A 15508-nucleotide genomic window follows, 5' to 3' on the forward strand; every position below is an offset into this window, starting at 1 on the left:
GATGCGGCAGGAGCGGCAAATGCTCCGTCCCTGCCGCGAACGATATCAGGGAGGAACCATGAACAACAACGTCCTGCGGAAGCCGCTGCTGAACACAGCAGCCGTTTTCGCCTTTTTCATCGGCCTGCTCGCGGTCAGCCTCGCGCACCCGGAGGCTTCAGTCTTTCAGTCGGTCGGGCTGCTCATTCAGGCCGTGCTGCGCGCGGTGCAGCTGCTGCTCGGACTGGCTCTGGCCGCCGCTTTCTGCGTGGCCGTGCTGATCGGCATCTTCCTTGGTGCCGTGTTTTTGTTCAACAAGGAAACTGCGGCCAGCATGTATGCAGAGCTGCGGCAGACGCTGGCCGTCTGGCTCGCGCCTGCTCTGGCCGGCGGCAAAAAAAAAACAGAGGAGCCTGTCAATTTTGAACCGGTGAAAGAAGAAATGCGGCAGGAACTGCGAGCGAACATCGAGGCCATCCAAGGCCATATCCACGCCACCCGCGAGCTGCTGGCCGGCAAAATCGGCCAGCTCTCCAGCCGGATTGACGCGCTGGAGGAAATGACCGCCAAAATGGCTGACAGCAGTCAGGTGGAGGAGCTGCGCAGCGAGGTGCGCGGGGCGATGAACACCTTGGCCGGAATCGAAGGCGCGGTGGGCGGCATGAAAGCCTGCGTCGAGCAGACCGCTCAGCAGATTTTGCAGATCTCGCCGGAAGAGCTGCTTGGCGACCTGCCGGAGCGGCTGCGGCAGCTGGAGCAGCACGAGCCAGAGGTGATCGACATCACGCCGCTGGAGCGGGACATCGCGGTGATGCAGCAGGAGCTGGCCTCAGTGCGGGAGAAGGCTGGCAAGGCCCTGCTCGCGGCTGAGACAGCACCTGCCGCCGCCCCTCCTGTCATGCAGGAGCAATCGTCGGCAGCAGCAGCGGCGCAGGAAGCTCCGCTGACAGATGATCATAGAATTTTCAGCTACTTCGACGATCCTGCCGACAAGCTGAAAGTCGCCGAGCTGACTGAAGCAGCCTTGGAGAAAGGTCTTAACCAGAAGCAGATCATTGATTATCTGACACGTGGGCTGGGAGCGCAGAAGGGCAAGATCATCAGCTCGCATCCCGCTGTTTTTAAAGACTACCTCAAAACCTGCCGCCGGAACGACTGAAGGCAGTTCAACCGCAACATGAACACTGTTCCTGTAGGCAGTGTTCATGTTCCTCTTGCTGTGTCGGCAGCACCCTTTGGACAAAATCCTGCCATGACTTCGGTGCTTCGGCGATGTTGAAGCCGACATCAACCAAGATGCCGTTCTTCCGCCGCCAGCGTGGGGCCACTTTCAGCTTGTAGCAGGGCAAGTCTGGCCCGCCGGAAACGATGATGCTGTATTTTTTGCCTTCCTGTGAGAATTTATCCGGCAGGTCATTCAGCCGCAGTCCTTCCAGCGAGACATCCTCGACCATGCCGCCGTAAATGAAATGCCCGTCGGCGATGTCGGCGATATATCCTTTCAGTCTGGCCCTGTACTCATGCCGTTTCTCAGCTTGCTCCTCCATTGCGCCTGCTCTCCTTCAGATTTGCTTTTTTTCCTCCCATTGCCGCTTTTTGGCGGCGGCAATGAATTCTGCAAAAGTCTCCACCGAAGCGTAGCGGGCGGAGCGGCTGGGCCGTCTGCGGCTGTTGGGCCGGGCGATGTGCAGCAGGAAGGCGATGCCGCAGTGTTCCGCTGTCCGCAGCACTTTTTCGGTGTCGTCGGCCAGGAGCGAGCGGGCCGGATCAAAGCCGAGCATTTCTTGCAGCCTGCTCCAGAACTGCGGCTCCTCTTTGGCGAAACCGACTTCCTCGGCGCAGACCAGCCGGTCAAACCAGCCGCCGATGGCTGCTTTCTCCAGCTTGATGGCCAAGGTGCGGGGATGGGCATTGGTGACGAGAAAAAGCCGTTTGCCCTGCTCCCGGCAGAAGTCAAGAAATTCAGGAACATGCGGATGCAGGGCGATCAGGTCGCTGATGCGCCGCTTCAGCTCCGGAATGTTCAGCTTCAGCTCGCGGGACCAATGTTCAATGTCCGCCCATTGGAGGGAGTTTTCCGTCTGCCGGTAGCGGGCCAGCAGCTCCTGCGCCGCCTCCTCCACGCTGAGGCCGTGCAGCAGGCTGTAGTGTTCCGGCAGGTGAACTTCCCAGAAATAATCATCAAAATGCCGGTCCAAAAGAGTGCCGTCCATGTCCAAAAGGACAGCATTAATCTCTTCCCAAGGAATCGGCGCGGAAATTTGAGCGAAATTCTGCATGATTGAGGATTATACCCGCCCGGCAAAACTTTGTACAGGGCTTATGCGGAGGCGCGGCGCAGGAAAATTGTTTTGTTTCTTCGGGAGAAAATGGTAAAAAACAACAAGCAGTCCAGCAGCAGCCCAAAGCCTGAATTCCCTCCCCCGGTGACGCATCATGGCACAGATAGATTCCTATTTCAAGCAGATGAAAGAGCGCGGGGCCAGCGACCTGCACATGGTGGTCGGCTTTCCGCCCCTGCTGCGCCTGCGCGGCGAGCTAGTGCCGTTAGACGAACCGGTGCTGACATCAGAGAGCAACGAGCGCATCCTCTTTGAGATACTTGACCCGGATCAGCAGGCGATCATCAAGAAGAACCGCGACTTTGACAAGGCCTACGCGCTGGAGGGCGTGGGCCGTTTCCGCTGCAACTTCCTCTATCAGCACCGGGGCATCGGCGCGGTCTTCCGCATCATCCCGACGAAAATCCTCACCGTGGATCAGCTCGGCTTGCCGGAGTCAGTGCGGAGCATCGCCGAGTACGTGCGCGGGATGGTTTTGGTCACTGGCCCGACCGGCAGCGGCAAATCAACGACTATGGCCGCAATCATCGACCTGATTAACGACAAGCACCCGAAGCACATCATCACCATTGAGGATCCGCTGGAGTTTGTCCACCCGAACAAGCAGTGCGTCTTCTCGCAGCGGGAGATCGGCAGCCACGCTAAGAGCTTCGCCAAGGCTCTGGCCGTGGCCAACCGCGAAAACCCGGACGTGATTCTCGTCGGCGAGATGCGCGACCTCGAAACCATCTCCGCCGCCCTGACCTGCGCCGAGCTGGGCATCCTTGTTTTCGGCACGCTGCACACCAACAGCGCGGCCAAAACCATAGACCGGATCATCAACGCCTTTCCAGCGGAGGAGCAAGCCCAGACCCGCACCATGCTGGCGGATTCGCTCAAGGCGGTCATCGCCCAGCAGCTCCTCAAAACCAAGGACGGCAAGGGCCGCTGCGCCGCGCTGGAAATCCTCATCGGCTCCACCGCGCTGGCCAGCATCATCCGCGAGGGCAAAATCAACCAGATTGAGTCCATGATCCAGACCGGCACCACGCAGGGGATGCAGACCATGGATCAATGTCTGCAAAAGATGATTGACGACGGCAAGATCACCGTCGCGGCGGCGCGGGAGAAGGCGATCAACAAAAATCTTTTCCCGGTGCCGGACGGGGAAGACTGACGCGGCGGAGTCAAAGCCATGCTGAAAAAAATGCTGGAGCAGGCAGCCGCGAAAATGCTGCAAAACGCGCTCAAAGACATGGAAAGCTGGGTTGAGCCGTCCTGCTTCGGCGATCCGCTGGCGGAACGGACACGCTGGAATCCGCTGAAAAGAGGCGGCTCCAACTTCCGCACGCATAAATTGCTCAGCACGCAGCCCGACCGGATGGAGTTCCGCATCACCGCAGGAATGCTGCTTTTTGCCTCCATCTTTCTTCTGGTCGGTGTCGGCTCGGCGGCAGGAGCTTTTCTCTTTGCCGAGCCGCTCTGGGGACTGGGACTGTTTGGTCTGATCTTTCTGCTCATTGGCGGCGGGCTGCTCTATTTCAGCTCCAAGCCCGTGGTTTTCGACAAGCGCAAAGGCTTCTTCTGGAAAGGCCGGAAGTCACCTGATGACGTGGCCGACCTCGGTAGCTGCAAAGACTGCGTCCGGCTGGGGGAGATTCACGCTCTTCAAATTGTCGCTAAACAGCTCAAAGGCGACAGCTCTTCGGATTTCAGCTATGAACTGAATCTTGTCCTGAAAGATGCTTCCCGCGTCAATGTGGTTGACCACGGCAGCAAGGAGAAAATTCGCGAGGATGCCGCTGCGCTTGCCGCGTTTCTCGGCAAGCCGCTTTGGGATGCGGCGGAGCTGAAGATGTTGGACGCGGTCATGCCGGACAAGACGATGGAGGAGATCCGCAAGGTGTGGGGAAACAATCCTGAGCTGATGGACGAGAAGACCAAGAAAATTCTGGAGAAGCTCAGCAGGCGGATTGAGAAAATGACGTGACTGCCAATGACAATATCAGCATGAAATCGACGTGCAGTGTCATGTCAGAAATTCAATTTATTTCACTAACTGATTCATCTCAAAGATCGGCAGCAAAATGGACATGACGATGAAGCCGACCGCCATGCCCATCGCCAAGATCATGATCGGCTCAATCATCGAGGTTATGGCCATGACCTTGGTCTCCACCTCCCTCTCGTAGCTGTCCGCTGCCTTGGCCAGCATTTTGTCGAGCGAGCCGCTCTGCTCGCCCACCGCGATCATCTGCACCAGCATCGGCGTGAAATAGCGGTTGCCGCGCAGGAAGCCGGACAGGCTCTTGCCCTTTTGCAGCTCCTCGCCCGCCTGTTCCAGCACCTCGGCCAGCAGCACGTTGTTGAGAATATTTTTAACTATTTGAAGCGACGTGACTAAGGGCACGCCCGCCTGAAGCAGGCTGGACATGGTCCGGCCCAGCGAGGCAGCGGCGATTTTGACATTCAAATCGCTGATCAGCGGCAGAGTCAGCTTCATTTTGTCCCATATCCGCCTGCCCTGCGGCGTTTGCAGGAAGAAATAGCGCAGACCGAACAGGGCGGCGGCCAGCAGGAGCAGAGCCAGCCACCACCATTCTTGAAGAAAGGTGCTGATCTGAATCAGCACCGTGGTGGGCAGAGGCAGGGCCTGCTTGCGGTCGGTGAAGACCTTGGTGATCGAGGGCACAATAAAAGTGATCAGCGCGAAGAGCACGCCTACACCGACCAGGGCCATGAAAATCGGATAGATCAGCGCGGCAGAAACGCGCGAGCGCATCGCCTGCTGCCGCTCGCCGAACTCCGCCAGCCGGTCCAGCACCACGTCCAAAGAGCCAGAAGCCTCGCCCGCATGAACCATGTTGACGTAGACTTTGGAAAAAAGTCGCGGATGCTCGGCCAGCGCGTCAGTCAGCGAGTTGCCCTCGTTGACTGCGTCTTTGATCTGGGTGATGATGGTTTGAAGCGACTTGCTGCTGGTCTGCTCAATCAGGCCGGTGAGCGCAGGCACCAGCGGAATGCCCGCGCCCAGCAGCGTGGCTAACTGGCGGGTGGCGACGTGAATCTCCTGCTGCTTGATCCGCGCCCCGCCCTGCAAGCTTAAAAAACTGCTGGCCGCTGCGCCCTTCTGACCCCGGCGGCCTTTCGGCACTGTCTCCTTGATTTCAACCGGATATTTGCCAAGCTGGCGGATTTTCTGCCGGGCTGCCGGAAGCGAGTCCGCATCCAAAACGCCTTTGTGCTTCTTTCCGGCGGCATCAAGGGCGGTATATTCGTAAACAGGCATTTATTCGCTCAATTTTTTTCAGATTTTCCAAGATGGACGACCGGCGGGGGGGGGGGGCGATGCGCGCATCGCCCCCGCAAATTTTACGCCGTGATCTCCGTGCCGATGCCGGCATGAGTGAAGATTTCCAGCAAAATGGCGTGTTCCTGCCGTCCGTCGATGATGTGGGCCTTGTTCACGCCGCCGTTGATGGCCGAAGCGCAGCAACGCAGCTTGGGAATCATCCCCCCTTTAATCACGCCGTCGGCAATGAGCTGCTCGATAGAGCTGATTGCGATGGAGGAGATGAGCTGGCCGTCAGCATCTTTCACGCCTTCCACGTCGGTGAGCAGGATCAGCTTGGCCGCCTTCAGCTCGGCGGCGACCGCACCGGCCACCAAATCGGCGTTGATGTTGTAGGCCTGGCCGTCTTCACCCACGCCGACCGGCGCGATCACCGGGATGAAATCCTTGGCATCCAGAGTGGTGAGGATTTCCGGGTTGATATGCGTAACCTCGCCCACCCGGCCCAGGTCAATCAGCTCCGGCGGCGCGTTCTCGGTTTCCGGTTTGCCCAGCACCTTCATTTTTTTCGCCTGCACAAGGTCGCCGTCCCGGCCTGACAGCCCCACCGCCCGCCCGCCGCAGTGGTTGATCAGGCCGACGATCTCCTTGTTGACCTTGCCGACCAGCACCATCTCCACCACATCCATGGTCGGGCCGTCCGTGACCCGCATTCCCTGCACGTAGCTGGAGGTGATCTGCATTTTCTTCAAAAACTCGTTGATCTGCGGCCCGCCGCCGTGGACGACGACCGGGTTGATCCCGATGTATTTGAGCAGGATCACATCAAGAGCGAATTTTTTCTTCAGCTCCTCGTCGATCATCGCGTGGCCGCCGTATTTGATGACCACAGTTTTCCCTCTGAACTCACGGAGATAGGGCAAAGATTCAATCAGCACCTTAGCCTTGGCGATCTCGTTCTGCATGACTGCGCTCCCTCTTGGCTGAACTGGCCGCGCTCCGGCAGGCCAGCAGCAGTTTTTCATCTGTGAACAGGGAGATGGAAACCCTTTACATTTTCCGGCGAACCCTGTATCCTGTATGCTCCCGCGCAGCGCGACTGCGCAGTGTTCTCTTATAAAACATGATTGAGACAGGGGCAACAATGTATTTTCTCTCATTCTCGGCCCGGCGGCTGCTGACCGCCGCTCTATCCGCCGCCGTCATAGCCGCCGCCGCAGGCCCGTCCTTCTGCAAGGAAAAAGAAAAAGACGACGCGCCGATCAATATTGAGGCGGACCGCATGGTTTCGCAGGAAGCGAAAAACTCGGTCGTCTTCATCGGCAATGTCGATGCCAGCCAAGGCAAGATCACCATCCGCGCCGACGAGATGACCGTGCACTATGAGGAGAGCGAGGGCGGCGGCAAAAAGGAGGCGGACAAGTCCGGCAGGGGCAAGTCCAAAGTCAAACGGCTGATCTGCATCGGCAATGTGCAGGTGACGCAGGAGGACTGGCTTGGCACGGGCGAGCGCATGGACTACTACGCCGACGAGCGCAAAGTGGTGCTCAGCGGCAACGCCAAGGCTTCGGAAGGGCAGAACATGGTCTCCAGCGATATAATCACCTATTATTTAGACGAAAAACGCTCCATTTTCGAGCAGGACAAAACCAAGCCGGGCCGGGTCAAGGCCACCATCCAGCAGAACTGATGAGCGTTCTGGAGACCAGCGGTCTGATCAAGGAGTACCGCGCCCGCCGGGTGGTGGATCAGGTTAGCCTTGAAGTGCGGACCGGCTCCATAGTCGGCCTGCTGGGACCGAACGGCGCAGGCAAGACCACCACCTTTTACTGCATCGCGGGCTTCATCCGGCCCAGCGGCGGAGCGGTGCTGTTGGACGGCGAGGAGATCAGCGAGCTGCCCATTCATGAACGGGCGGCCAAAGGCATCACCTATCTGGCGCAGGAGCCGTCGGTCTTCAAAAAGCTGACTGTGGAGGAGAACGTCCGCATCGTGCTGGAGCCGCTCGGCCTCAGCCGCAACGAGATCCGCCAGCGCATTCAGGAGCTGATGGCCGAGCTGAAAATTGAATATTTAGCTCAGAATAAAGGCCACGCCCTGTCCGGCGGCGAGCGGCGGCGGGTGGAGATCATGCGGGCCTTGGCGGTGCGGCCCCGCTTTATTCTCTTGGACGAGCCGTTTGCGGGCGTGGATCCACTTTCGGTGGCAGATTTGCAGCAGATCATCCGCGCCCTCAAGGCCAAGGGCCTCGGCATTCTCATCTCCGACCATAACGTGCGCGAGACCCTGCAAGTCTGCGATTTCGCCTACATCATGAACGAGGGGCAGATCTTAACCAGCGGCGCGGCAGGCGACATCATCCGCAGCGAGCTGGCCAAGAAGATGTACCTTGGCGAAAACTTCCGCCTGTAGCCGCCCGCCGCCATGAGCATCGAACTCCGCCAGCAGATGAAGCTGGCCCAGAAGCTGCTCATGACCCAGCAGCTCCAGCAGGCGATCAAGCTGCTCCAGCTCAACCGGATGGAATTGAGCGGCGCTTTGCAGACCGAGCTGGAGCAGAATCCGATGCTGGAGGAGGTGGCGACGGACGGCTTGGCGGAGATCGGTCAGCTGCTGGCTGAGGAGAGCGGCGGCGACAGCGTTGAAGCGCCGGTGACAGCGCGGGTGGCGGGCGACGATCCGGTCGCGGTCGCCGAGGTGAACTGGGAGGATTACAGCAACAGCTTTGACGCGGATTTCTCCTTCGCTCACGAGACACCGGCAGCGGACGCGCCCTCCCGCTTAGATTTTCTCGCCGCTGTGCCGGGCTTGGCCGCCTTCCTCGCTTGGCAGCTCACCCATCTGCGCTTGAGCGAGCAGGACATGGACATCGCCCGCTTCATCCTCGGCAATTTGGACGGCCACGGTTTTTTTGACGCGAACATCGTCGACATTTGTCAGCAGGTCGGCTGCTCGGAGGAAGAGGCTGAAGCCATGCTCCGCCTTGTCCAGAACCTCGATCCGCCCGGCGTTGCAGCCCGCAGCATCCAAGAATCCCTCCTTTTGCAATTGGAGCGGCAAGGGCTGGAGGACAGTCTAGCGTGGCGGATTGCCGCCGAATTCTTCAGCGATCTGAGCAACCGCAATCTCCTTGAAATTGCCCGCCGCGTCAAAGTCCCGCTGCGGGAGGTGCAGGCTGCTGCTGCCGTCCTCGCCGAGCTGGTGCCGTACCCGGGCAACGAGTACAGCAACGAGCCGACGCAGGAAGTGGTGCCGGATGTTTATGTCTTCAAGATTGAGGACGAATTTGTCGTGCGTCTGAACACCGACGACCTGCCGCAGCTCCAGTTAGCCAGCGAATATCAAGACCTGCTCGCCGGCGGCGAGGCGGCGGCCAAAAATTATCTCAGCGAGCAGAAGCGGAACGCCCACCTGCTGATCAGTGCCTTGGACTACCGGCACAGCACCATCTGCCGGGTGATGGAGAGCATCGTCCAGCAGCAGCGCGATTTTTTCGAGCTGGGGCCGGGGCATCTCCGCCCGCTCATCCTCAGCGACGTGGCCCGCGAGGTGGGGGTGCATGAGTCAACCGTCAGCCGGGCCACGGCCAACAAATACGTCGAAACCCCGCACGGCATCTACGAGCTGAAATATTTTTTCTCGGCCACAGCGGCGGCCTCAGGCAACGGCGACGATCTGACAGCGGAAAATGTCAAGCAGCGGCTTGCCCAGTTGGTGCGGCAGGAGAACCCGGCCAAGCCCCTCAGCGACGGCGCGCTGGCCGAGCTGCTGGAGAAGGAGGGCATCAGGTTGGCCCGCCGCACTGTGGCCAAATACCGCGAGCAGCTGCGGATTCCGACTGTCAAATTTCGCCGCAAGGAATGATTTTTTTGCAATGCTCTGCGGCCGCGCCGGACAGATGGAGAGCTTTCCGGCTTCACATGAAAAAACCACAACAGGAGAGAGATGACAGGGCTGACCGAAGAGGGGATCATTCTTGAGCTGAAGGCGAAAAGCAAGGACGAGCTGCTGCATGAGCTGGCGGCGGCGGCGCAGCGGCTCCGCCCGGACTTGCAGGCCGAAGCGGTGCGGCGGGTGCTGCTGGAGCGGGAGCAGATCGGCTCCACCGGCGTGGGCGGCGGCATCGCCATTCCGCACGGCAGGCTGGCCGAACTCCAGAATCTGCTGATCTGCTTCGGCAGGTCGGCCAAAGGCATCACCTACGAGGCCAAAGACCGCCTGCCAGTGCATCTTGTGGTGATGATTCTCTCGCCGGAAAATATGGCCGGGGAATATCTGCAAACCTTGGGCCGGATCAGCAGGCTGCTCAAAGACGAGAGCGTCCGCGACAAGCTGCTTCAGGCGGCCAGTCCGAAGACCGTGCAGCAGCTCTTCAGCCGGGCCGCCTGAAGATTTCTCCGCGATGAATCAGCAGCATCACTGTGGCGCGCGCCTGGCCCGCGTCAGCAGCCGGACATTCAATTCGGTGAAGGCGATCAGGCCGTGGGGCCGGTAGATCATGATCAGAATCAGCAGCAGAGGGATGATGATCCATTTGAACAGCTCCAGCGGCTTGAGGGCTTCACTGAGAACACTGATGCTCACCGCACCGAGGATGGAGCCGGCTATTGAGTTGAGTCCGCCGAAATAGACCATCGCCAGCATCTCCGCCAGATTTTGAATGCCGAAGCTGCCAGGGTTGATGTAGCGCAGGACATGAGCGAAGAGACCGCCCGCCACGCCTGCCCAGAAGGCTCCGAAAAGAAAGGCGGTCATCTTGACGCTGCGGGTGTTGACGGTCATTGAGCTGGCTGCGGCCTCGTTGTCGCGCACTGCGTTCAGCGCCTTGCCCCGGATGGAGGTTGTGAAGTTATGCACTGTCCAGACGCAGAGGCTGGTCCAGACAAAGATCACCGGCAGGGAGGAATAGTCGGGCTGGCTGCTCAGGCCGCGCGGCCCGCCAAGAAACTCCAAGTTCTCCACCGCGCTTTTGACCATGAACATGAAGGCCAGCGAGATCACGGCGAGATAGTCGCCGCGTGTGCGGAAAGAGGGAATGGCCACTATCAGTGAGCCAAGCGCGGCGGCGGTGCCTCCTGCGACAAGAATCAGCGGAAAAAGCCATGGGCCAAGGGCTGGATCAAGCAGGGCAGGGCCGAAGAGTCTGCTCTCAGTGAAGAGGCGGAGGGTCAGCCAGGAGGATGTGTATGCGCCCAAGGCCATGAAGCCTGGGTGCGAGCAGGAGAACTCGCCCAGCCAGCCGTTGATGATGTTGAGGCTGATTGTCAGAATGACGGCGATCAGGATCAGCTTGACTGTCAGCTCACGGTAGTCGCTGCTGCCGGCCCAGATGTGGAGAATGGCGTAAAAGGCGGCTGAATGCGTCAGGGCGGCGGCCCAGACCGGCAGCCGCTCCAAGGCTGCGGCAAGACGGTTGCAGAGCGGCGCGGCAAGACGGGCGACAAGCAGCGTCGGCAGGATGGAGATCAGCAGATTGTAGCCGAGCAGGCCGGGAAGGAGCTGCGGATTCAGTTCCTTGGCGGCGCTGAACAGCTCAGTTATTCCGAAAAGGACAGGGATGCTCGGCAGGTAGAGCTGATAAGCCGCCTGCGCGCCGAAGTGACGCTCCAGCAAAGCCGCTGCCAGTCCGCCGAAGAGCCAAGCCAGCAGAGGGACGGCGGAGAAGGCGGCGCGTGTTTTACGCAGTGATTGCATGGATTCTTTATACGGTGTTTTTTTGTCTTGAAAGCCCTGATGGGCAAGAGCTGAAGCTGCAAGCATGTTTTCCTGAGGCTGATCCGGTCTGCTCATTGGTCGAAGCAGTTCTCTATGAGCTTCAGCCGCTCTTGGAACAGGATGAAGCATTCCCGCGATTGGTTCATCCTGTCTTGACATCGGTTCAAGCGGCCTGCGGAATCATTCCGGCATCCCGCAGGGGCAATTCATGAATTGCCCCTGCCGAATCACGCCCCGTCAGAGCAGTTTTCTCGTAAAATTGCCCGTCAGAACCTCTGGCGGCTTGGATCCGCGCCGTCCGCCGCTCTGTCCGAGCAATGCGCTGACGAAGTGCGCCTCTTTTTTCACCCCTGCACTGAGGTCCATGAAGAGAAAATCCAGTCCCAAGGCCGCCAGATCCTGCCGCCGGTGCAGCAGCGAGAAGGGCTGGGCCGCTTTAGCCACAGTCAGGCCGTCCTGACGCTCCAGCGTGAACCGTTCCTGCTTGGGGCTGACGAATTCCCCGCCTATGCGGAAATGCTTGCTCTCCAAACGCGAGACGAAGAGCGGCGGGCGGCCATAGACGTAGAGGCCAAGCGAGAGCTTCTGCTCCCTGCCGCTGCGCTGGCGGCAATGACTGAGAGCGGCTGCGAGGTTCGCGGAATCGCTTTCAAGGGAGAGCAGACCGCCGCAAAAGCCCGGCAGAGCCGCTGCTGCGCTCAGGGCAGCGGAATTGAGCAGGTTGAAGGTGTAATGACCGTATAATTCGATGCCTTTGGGCAATGGCTGGAACAGTCCATGCTGGCTGCAATGCCCCAGAGCGTAGCGCGGCCAGCCTGCGGCGCAGAGCCGACGCAGCTGCTCCTGTATCCAGACCAGTTCGGCCTCATGCAGGACCGGTGGCAGCCGCCAGATGATCTGCTGTTGGAAGCGGCGCAGCTCTTTTGGCTGTTTTTCCATCTGCCGAAGGCCTTCCCGGTTCAGCGGCAGGACTATGCGCTGCGCCTGCACCGGCAGCCGCTCCCGCAGCTCAGACGGGCTGGCCAATTGCACCCACCAGACAGGCTCTGGCGCGGCTCCGCGCTGCGGCTGCCGCTTCGATTTGACCGCTGGAGCCGCTGGCTGAGCCTGCCGAACCGCTGGCTGAGCCTGTCGAAGCCCGCTGCTGTTCCATGCCAGCGTCCGCAGCAGCCGCTCAACCTTCTTTTTGTCCGGCAGAACCTCTTTGCCGGCCAGCTCTTTGCTTCTCCGCCTGCCGTTTCGCTCTGCCGTGATGCGCCCGCCCACATCAACACGGAAGAGGTTCCCCTGAAAAGTGCGCCCGAACGGCACGGCGGTGTCGGTGATCAGACTGATCCGTACCTTCTGCCCTGCCTGCGCAGCCTTCTGCGGCTTGCCTTGGACGAGCAGGCCGCGCAGCGTGAAGCTGATCCGCTCGCCGGATGCCTCGTCGTGCAGACGGAGGCGGTCGCCCTCATTGAGCGGCTCCTTGAGGATCAGATTGAGGCTGATTTTGCTCTTGCCGGACGGGCCGCCCTCCTGCTCCCAGCTGATGATCTGGCCTAAAAGCTGGCCGCTGCTGCCCGACTGATCGGGACTGACGGCCTCGCCAGGGCTTGCACTGAGCAGATAACCGCTCGAACGCCTCCGGCCCATGGCTTCATCGAGCAGCTGATGCGCCCAAGTGATGCTGTCACAGCAGATGTCTGCTGGCTTGTCCAAGCAGGCGATGGCCAGACTGTAGGCGGCGGTGACGCAGGCCACGTAATGGGCCGTTTTCAGCCTGCCTTCGATCTTCAGACAGCGCACACCGGCCTGACGCAGGGCTGGAAGGAGGTCGAGGCCGCAAAGATCGTTCATCGAAAAGAGATAGCCGTCCTTGCCACCGCCTGACCAGCTGTAGCGACGGCGGCAAGGCTGCACGCAATGCCCGCGAAGGCTCGATTTGCCGCCATGCAGGCTGGAGAACATGCACAGACCCGAATAGCTGAAGCACATCGCCCCATGCACGAAGACTTCCAGCTCGGCGGAGGTCTGCCGATGCACGGCGGCGATCTCTTCAAGGGTCATTTCTCGCGCCAGAACCACCCGCGAGCAGCCTAATTTGGTTAATTCCGCCGCTGCAACCGAATTGTGCACCGACAAAAGCGTGGAGGCGTGCAGCGGCAGGCTGGGGAAATAGTGCTTGATGAGGTGGAGCAGGCCGATGTCCTGCACAATCAATGCGTCCGGGCGCATCGCTTCGAGGCAGGAGAGCAGTTCCAAGGCGGCGGGCAGCTCGTCCTCCTTCATCAAGCTGTTCATAGCGACGTAGAGCCGCCTGCCCGTGCCGCGCGCCTGCACAATCATGGAGTCGATCTCCGCCAGCGTGAAGTCGCGGCTCAGGGCGCGGGCGTTGAAGCCTGGCGCGCCGACATAGACCGCGTCGGCTCCGGCCTCCAAGGCCGCCTCAAAGGCGGGGAAGCTGCCGGCTGGGGCAAGGAGTTCCATGCTGAATGGCAAGATGCAAAATGAAAGGAGAGGAAAGCCGCCGCCGCTTCAGTACGGCCTTTGGCCCTCAACGTTGCCGGTGGGCGCGTAGCTGCACACCCATATCTGGGCCTTGTCCGGGCAGACGGCAACAGCGCAGCCAACTTCGGTGGTGTCGCGCCAGACAATCTGCGTGTAGTGGCCGCAGACTCCGAAGCAGGCATTGTCCTCGTACAGGTAGTCCTTGCGCTCGCTGGCCCAGCCGTCGATGATCTGCTGCGGTGTTCTTTTCTGCATCTGCCTGCGGCCATTCGACCAAACCAATGCCGTGGCCTTGTAGATGTTCTCGCCGTAGTCGTAGCCGCTGTGGTACATGGCGCAGCCGCTGCTGCTCAGGTGATCGGCCCAGCTTTTGGCGGTTTCCGCCAAGGATTCGGACCAGCTGAGATCCGGCACGCCGACCTCGGCCCGCCAGCGGTTGTGAGCCGCGAGCATTACGGAGGAATCAACCGAGCCTCCTTCGTCAGAAAAGACTGCTTCCAGCTCACCGGCGGAAAACGCAAGCTCCTCCTCCGGTGAGGCGGGGCTGAACGTCTGCGTCCTGCCGCAGGCGGCGAGACAGAAAAAAAAGAAAAAACATGCTGACGGGAAGATTTTCAATGTTCTTTCTGTGAGCATCTTCATCAAAAACAGCAGGAAGAGGAATGCGGTCAAGTCCGCCGCTGATTGCGGCTGCTGCCACTGAGTGCCAGACAAATTGTAGCACCCCTTCCATCTTTGTCCAGCCCTTTCCGTCCTGCGCCTGTCAAAAAAACGCCCGCAGCAGCGCGTAGATGAGAAGCCCCGCACCTGCGGAGCTGTAGAGGCGCAGTCAGGGCAGGCAGCCAAGACCCCGGCGGGCCAGCAGCTTGGGGAGCAAAACAAAGACTGTCAGCCCGCCGCCGACAGCCGCCAACATCAGAATCAGCTCGCGCATATTTTCCTCCCCAAACTGCTGTTTGCCAGTTGCGACCGGATGCCAGCATACAAAGCCTTGATGCCCCTGTCAACAGGCAGTTTGTCAGGCTCGCCGCTTGACATTTCTTTTTACTAATGATAACCATTATTATATAGAACTTCTTATTGAACTCTACTGAGGTGCGCCATGCTGACTCTTGCGGAAATACGACAGAACAGAACCTTGGCCAACAGCATAGACTGGGCGATGACTCCTGAGAAGGCTGTTGAGATGTATTTGGAATGGGGAACAAGCTGGAGTCGCGGCAACGATTTCGTGTCCAGCGCCAGTGATGAAAGCTACTATTTCGTCATCTACGACTGGGAGAAAGAGCCGCCCTGCGTCACGCTCCTGCACCGCACCGTCGCAGGCGCTGAAGAGCTGGCGAAGATCGAAGTGCCGAAAGACCTTTTTGAGGCATCCTGCAAAGAGGGCGGCATCAAGCCTGGCGGGACGGTGCAGAGTTTGAACCGCGCGCTTCAGGACTGGCTGAACGCCCGCATTGACGGGCCACCGGTTGAGTGGTTCGGCAAGGAGCACTGAGCAGCGCGACAAACAGGCCGGATGGAACCATCCGGCCACCATTCCTTCTCTCAGAATCGTAGGGGGCAGCCTTTAGACCTCTTGCATAAGTCGTAACTTTTTGATAAAAAACATCTATGAGAAACGAAAACGTATGCGTCCTCAGCGACGCGGATTTCAAGAGAGCAGTTGGCGTTCAGCGTGATATTTTCGATATCATGCTGGAAGAAATAA

The 15508-nt window shown here is 59.7% G+C and carries 16 protein-coding genes; 9 read left to right on the top strand and 7 right to left on the bottom strand.

Translation table 11 applies throughout. The annotated features are described in order from the left end of the window. Positions 1–58 precede the first annotated feature (58 nt). Positions 59–1138: a hypothetical protein gene (locus tag ACNKH3_RS03385; protein ID WP_420208251.1), complete on the top strand. Its 1080-nt coding sequence runs from the start codon at positions 59–61 to the stop codon at positions 1136–1138. A 7-nt stretch (positions 1139–1145) separates the two neighbouring features. Here ACNKH3_RS03385 and ACNKH3_RS03390 read toward each other — a convergent pair whose 3' ends face one another. After that, positions 1146–1526 (bottom strand): hypothetical protein, encoded by a 381-nt coding sequence (locus ACNKH3_RS03390; protein ID WP_417915856.1) that lies wholly within the window; start codon positions 1524–1526, stop codon positions 1146–1148. Positions 1527–1541: 15 nt separating this feature from the next. Continuing rightward, positions 1542–2258, bottom strand: a complete 717-nt coding sequence (locus tag ACNKH3_RS03395; protein WP_417915857.1) for an HAD-IA family hydrolase — start codon at positions 2256–2258, stop codon at positions 1542–1544. A gap of 157 nt (positions 2259–2415) precedes the next feature. Here ACNKH3_RS03395 and ACNKH3_RS03400 point away from each other — a divergent pair, with 157 nt between their 5' ends. Together ACNKH3_RS03400 and ACNKH3_RS03405 are read left to right on the top strand one after the other, a co-directional pair. Continuing rightward, the gene (locus ACNKH3_RS03400) at positions 2416–3477 is read left to right on the top strand and encodes a type IV pilus twitching motility protein PilT (RefSeq protein WP_417915858.1); all 1062 of its coding nucleotides are present in this window, start codon (positions 2416–2418) and stop codon (positions 3475–3477) included. 18 nt (positions 3478–3495) lie between these two features. Beyond that, positions 3496–4290, top strand: a complete 795-nt coding sequence (locus ACNKH3_RS03405) for a hypothetical protein (protein WP_420208252.1) — start codon at positions 3496–3498, stop codon at positions 4288–4290. Positions 4291–4347: 57 nt separating this feature from the next. Here ACNKH3_RS03405 and gspF read toward each other — a convergent pair whose 3' ends face one another. Continuing rightward, positions 4348–5589: a type II secretion system inner membrane protein GspF gene (gene gspF, locus ACNKH3_RS03410; RefSeq protein ID WP_420208253.1), complete on the bottom strand. Its 1242-nt coding sequence runs from the start codon at positions 5587–5589 to the stop codon at positions 4348–4350. Between the two features lie 83 nt (positions 5590–5672). Further along, on the bottom strand, positions 5673–6557 hold the full coding sequence (argB, locus tag ACNKH3_RS03415; protein ID WP_417915814.1) for an acetylglutamate kinase: 885 nt from the start codon (positions 6555–6557) through the stop codon (positions 5673–5675). A gap of 179 nt (positions 6558–6736) precedes the next feature. Here argB and lptA point away from each other — a divergent pair, with 179 nt between their 5' ends. The 4 genes from lptA (at position 6737) to ACNKH3_RS03435 (ending at position 9981) form a co-directional block, all read left to right on the top strand. Next, the gene (lptA, locus tag ACNKH3_RS03420; protein WP_417915813.1) at positions 6737–7282 is read left to right on the top strand and encodes a lipopolysaccharide transport periplasmic protein LptA; all 546 of its coding nucleotides are present in this window, start codon (positions 6737–6739) and stop codon (positions 7280–7282) included. Beyond that, a complete protein-coding gene (gene lptB, locus ACNKH3_RS03425; protein WP_417915812.1) occupies positions 7282–8004 on the top strand; it encodes an LPS export ABC transporter ATP-binding protein in 723 nt (240 codons plus the stop codon). Before lptA ends, lptB begins: the two co-directional genes overlap by 1 nt. A 12-nt stretch (positions 8005–8016) precedes the next feature. Continuing rightward, positions 8017–9456, top strand: coding sequence for an RNA polymerase factor sigma-54 (gene rpoN / locus ACNKH3_RS03430; protein WP_417916891.1), 1440 nt, complete (start codon positions 8017–8019; stop codon positions 9454–9456). A gap of 81 nt (positions 9457–9537) precedes the next feature. Continuing rightward, a complete protein-coding gene (locus ACNKH3_RS03435; protein ID WP_417916890.1) occupies positions 9538–9981 on the top strand; it encodes a PTS sugar transporter subunit IIA in 444 nt (147 codons plus the stop codon). A gap of 27 nt (positions 9982–10008) precedes the next feature. Here ACNKH3_RS03435 and ACNKH3_RS03440 read toward each other — a convergent pair whose 3' ends face one another. Further along, on the bottom strand, positions 10009–11286 hold the full coding sequence (locus tag ACNKH3_RS03440; protein ID WP_417916889.1) for a branched-chain amino acid ABC transporter permease: 1278 nt from the start codon (positions 11284–11286) through the stop codon (positions 10009–10011). Here ACNKH3_RS03440 and ACNKH3_RS03445 point away from each other — a divergent pair. Then, the gene (locus tag ACNKH3_RS03445; RefSeq protein WP_417916888.1) at positions 11265–11519 is read left to right on the top strand and encodes a hypothetical protein; all 255 of its coding nucleotides are present in this window, start codon (positions 11265–11267) and stop codon (positions 11517–11519) included. The genes ACNKH3_RS03440 and ACNKH3_RS03445 overlap by 22 nt on opposite strands. Positions 11520–11544: 25 nt before the next feature. Here the strand turns inward: ACNKH3_RS03445 and ACNKH3_RS03450 are convergent, their stop codons facing one another. Both ACNKH3_RS03450 and ACNKH3_RS03455 read right to left on the bottom strand, forming a co-directional pair. Then, positions 11545–13776 (bottom strand): peptidase U32 family protein, encoded by a 2232-nt coding sequence (locus tag ACNKH3_RS03450; RefSeq protein WP_420208254.1) that lies wholly within the window; start codon positions 13774–13776, stop codon positions 11545–11547. 48 nt (positions 13777–13824) lie between these two features. Continuing rightward, entirely contained in the window at positions 13825–14250 is a 426-nt protein-coding gene (locus ACNKH3_RS03455) for a CAP domain-containing protein (RefSeq protein WP_420208255.1), read from the bottom strand. A gap of 649 nt (positions 14251–14899) precedes the next feature. Between ACNKH3_RS03455 and ACNKH3_RS03460 the strand changes: the two genes are divergently transcribed. Then, positions 14900–15295, top strand: a complete 396-nt coding sequence (locus ACNKH3_RS03460) for a DVU0772 family protein (protein WP_420208256.1) — start codon at positions 14900–14902, stop codon at positions 15293–15295. Positions 15296–15508: the final 213 nt, after the last annotated feature.

Origin of the sequence: Candidatus Electronema sp. JC (genome assembly GCF_048287365.2) — a bacterium.
GTDB lineage: Bacteria > Desulfobacterota > Desulfobulbia > Desulfobulbales > Desulfobulbaceae > Electronema.

Coding starts and splice junctions, on each gene's coding strand:
- ACNKH3_RS03450 (WP_420208254.1), bottom strand. CDS start 13,776: ATGGAACTCCTTGCCCCAGCCGGCAGCTTCCCCGCCTTTGAGGCGGCC.
- ACNKH3_RS03435 (WP_417916890.1), top strand. CDS start 9,538: ATGACAGGGCTGACCGAAGAGGGGATCATTCTTGAGCTGAAGGCGAAA.
- ACNKH3_RS03440 (WP_417916889.1), bottom strand. CDS start 11,286: ATGCAATCACTGCGTAAAACACGCGCCGCCTTCTCCGCCGTCCCTCTG.
- lptA (WP_417915813.1), top strand. CDS start 6,737: ATGTATTTTCTCTCATTCTCGGCCCGGCGGCTGCTGACCGCCGCTCTA.
- ACNKH3_RS03405 (WP_420208252.1), top strand. CDS start 3,496: ATGCTGAAAAAAATGCTGGAGCAGGCAGCCGCGAAAATGCTGCAAAAC.
- ACNKH3_RS03385 (WP_420208251.1), top strand. CDS start 59: ATGAACAACAACGTCCTGCGGAAGCCGCTGCTGAACACAGCAGCCGTT.
- argB (WP_417915814.1), bottom strand. CDS start 6,557: ATGCAGAACGAGATCGCCAAGGCTAAGGTGCTGATTGAATCTTTGCCC.
- rpoN (WP_417916891.1), top strand. CDS start 8,017: ATGAGCATCGAACTCCGCCAGCAGATGAAGCTGGCCCAGAAGCTGCTC.
- ACNKH3_RS03455 (WP_420208255.1), bottom strand. CDS start 14,250: ATGCTCGCGGCTCACAACCGCTGGCGGGCCGAGGTCGGCGTGCCGGAT.
- lptB (WP_417915812.1), top strand. CDS start 7,282: ATGAGCGTTCTGGAGACCAGCGGTCTGATCAAGGAGTACCGCGCCCGC.
- ACNKH3_RS03390 (WP_417915856.1), bottom strand. CDS start 1,526: ATGGAGGAGCAAGCTGAGAAACGGCATGAGTACAGGGCCAGACTGAAA.
- ACNKH3_RS03400 (WP_417915858.1), top strand. CDS start 2,416: ATGGCACAGATAGATTCCTATTTCAAGCAGATGAAAGAGCGCGGGGCC.
- ACNKH3_RS03460 (WP_420208256.1), top strand. CDS start 14,900: ATGCTGACTCTTGCGGAAATACGACAGAACAGAACCTTGGCCAACAGC.
- gspF (WP_420208253.1), bottom strand. CDS start 5,589: ATGCCTGTTTACGAATATACCGCCCTTGATGCCGCCGGAAAGAAGCAC.
- ACNKH3_RS03395 (WP_417915857.1), bottom strand. CDS start 2,258: ATGCAGAATTTCGCTCAAATTTCCGCGCCGATTCCTTGGGAAGAGATT.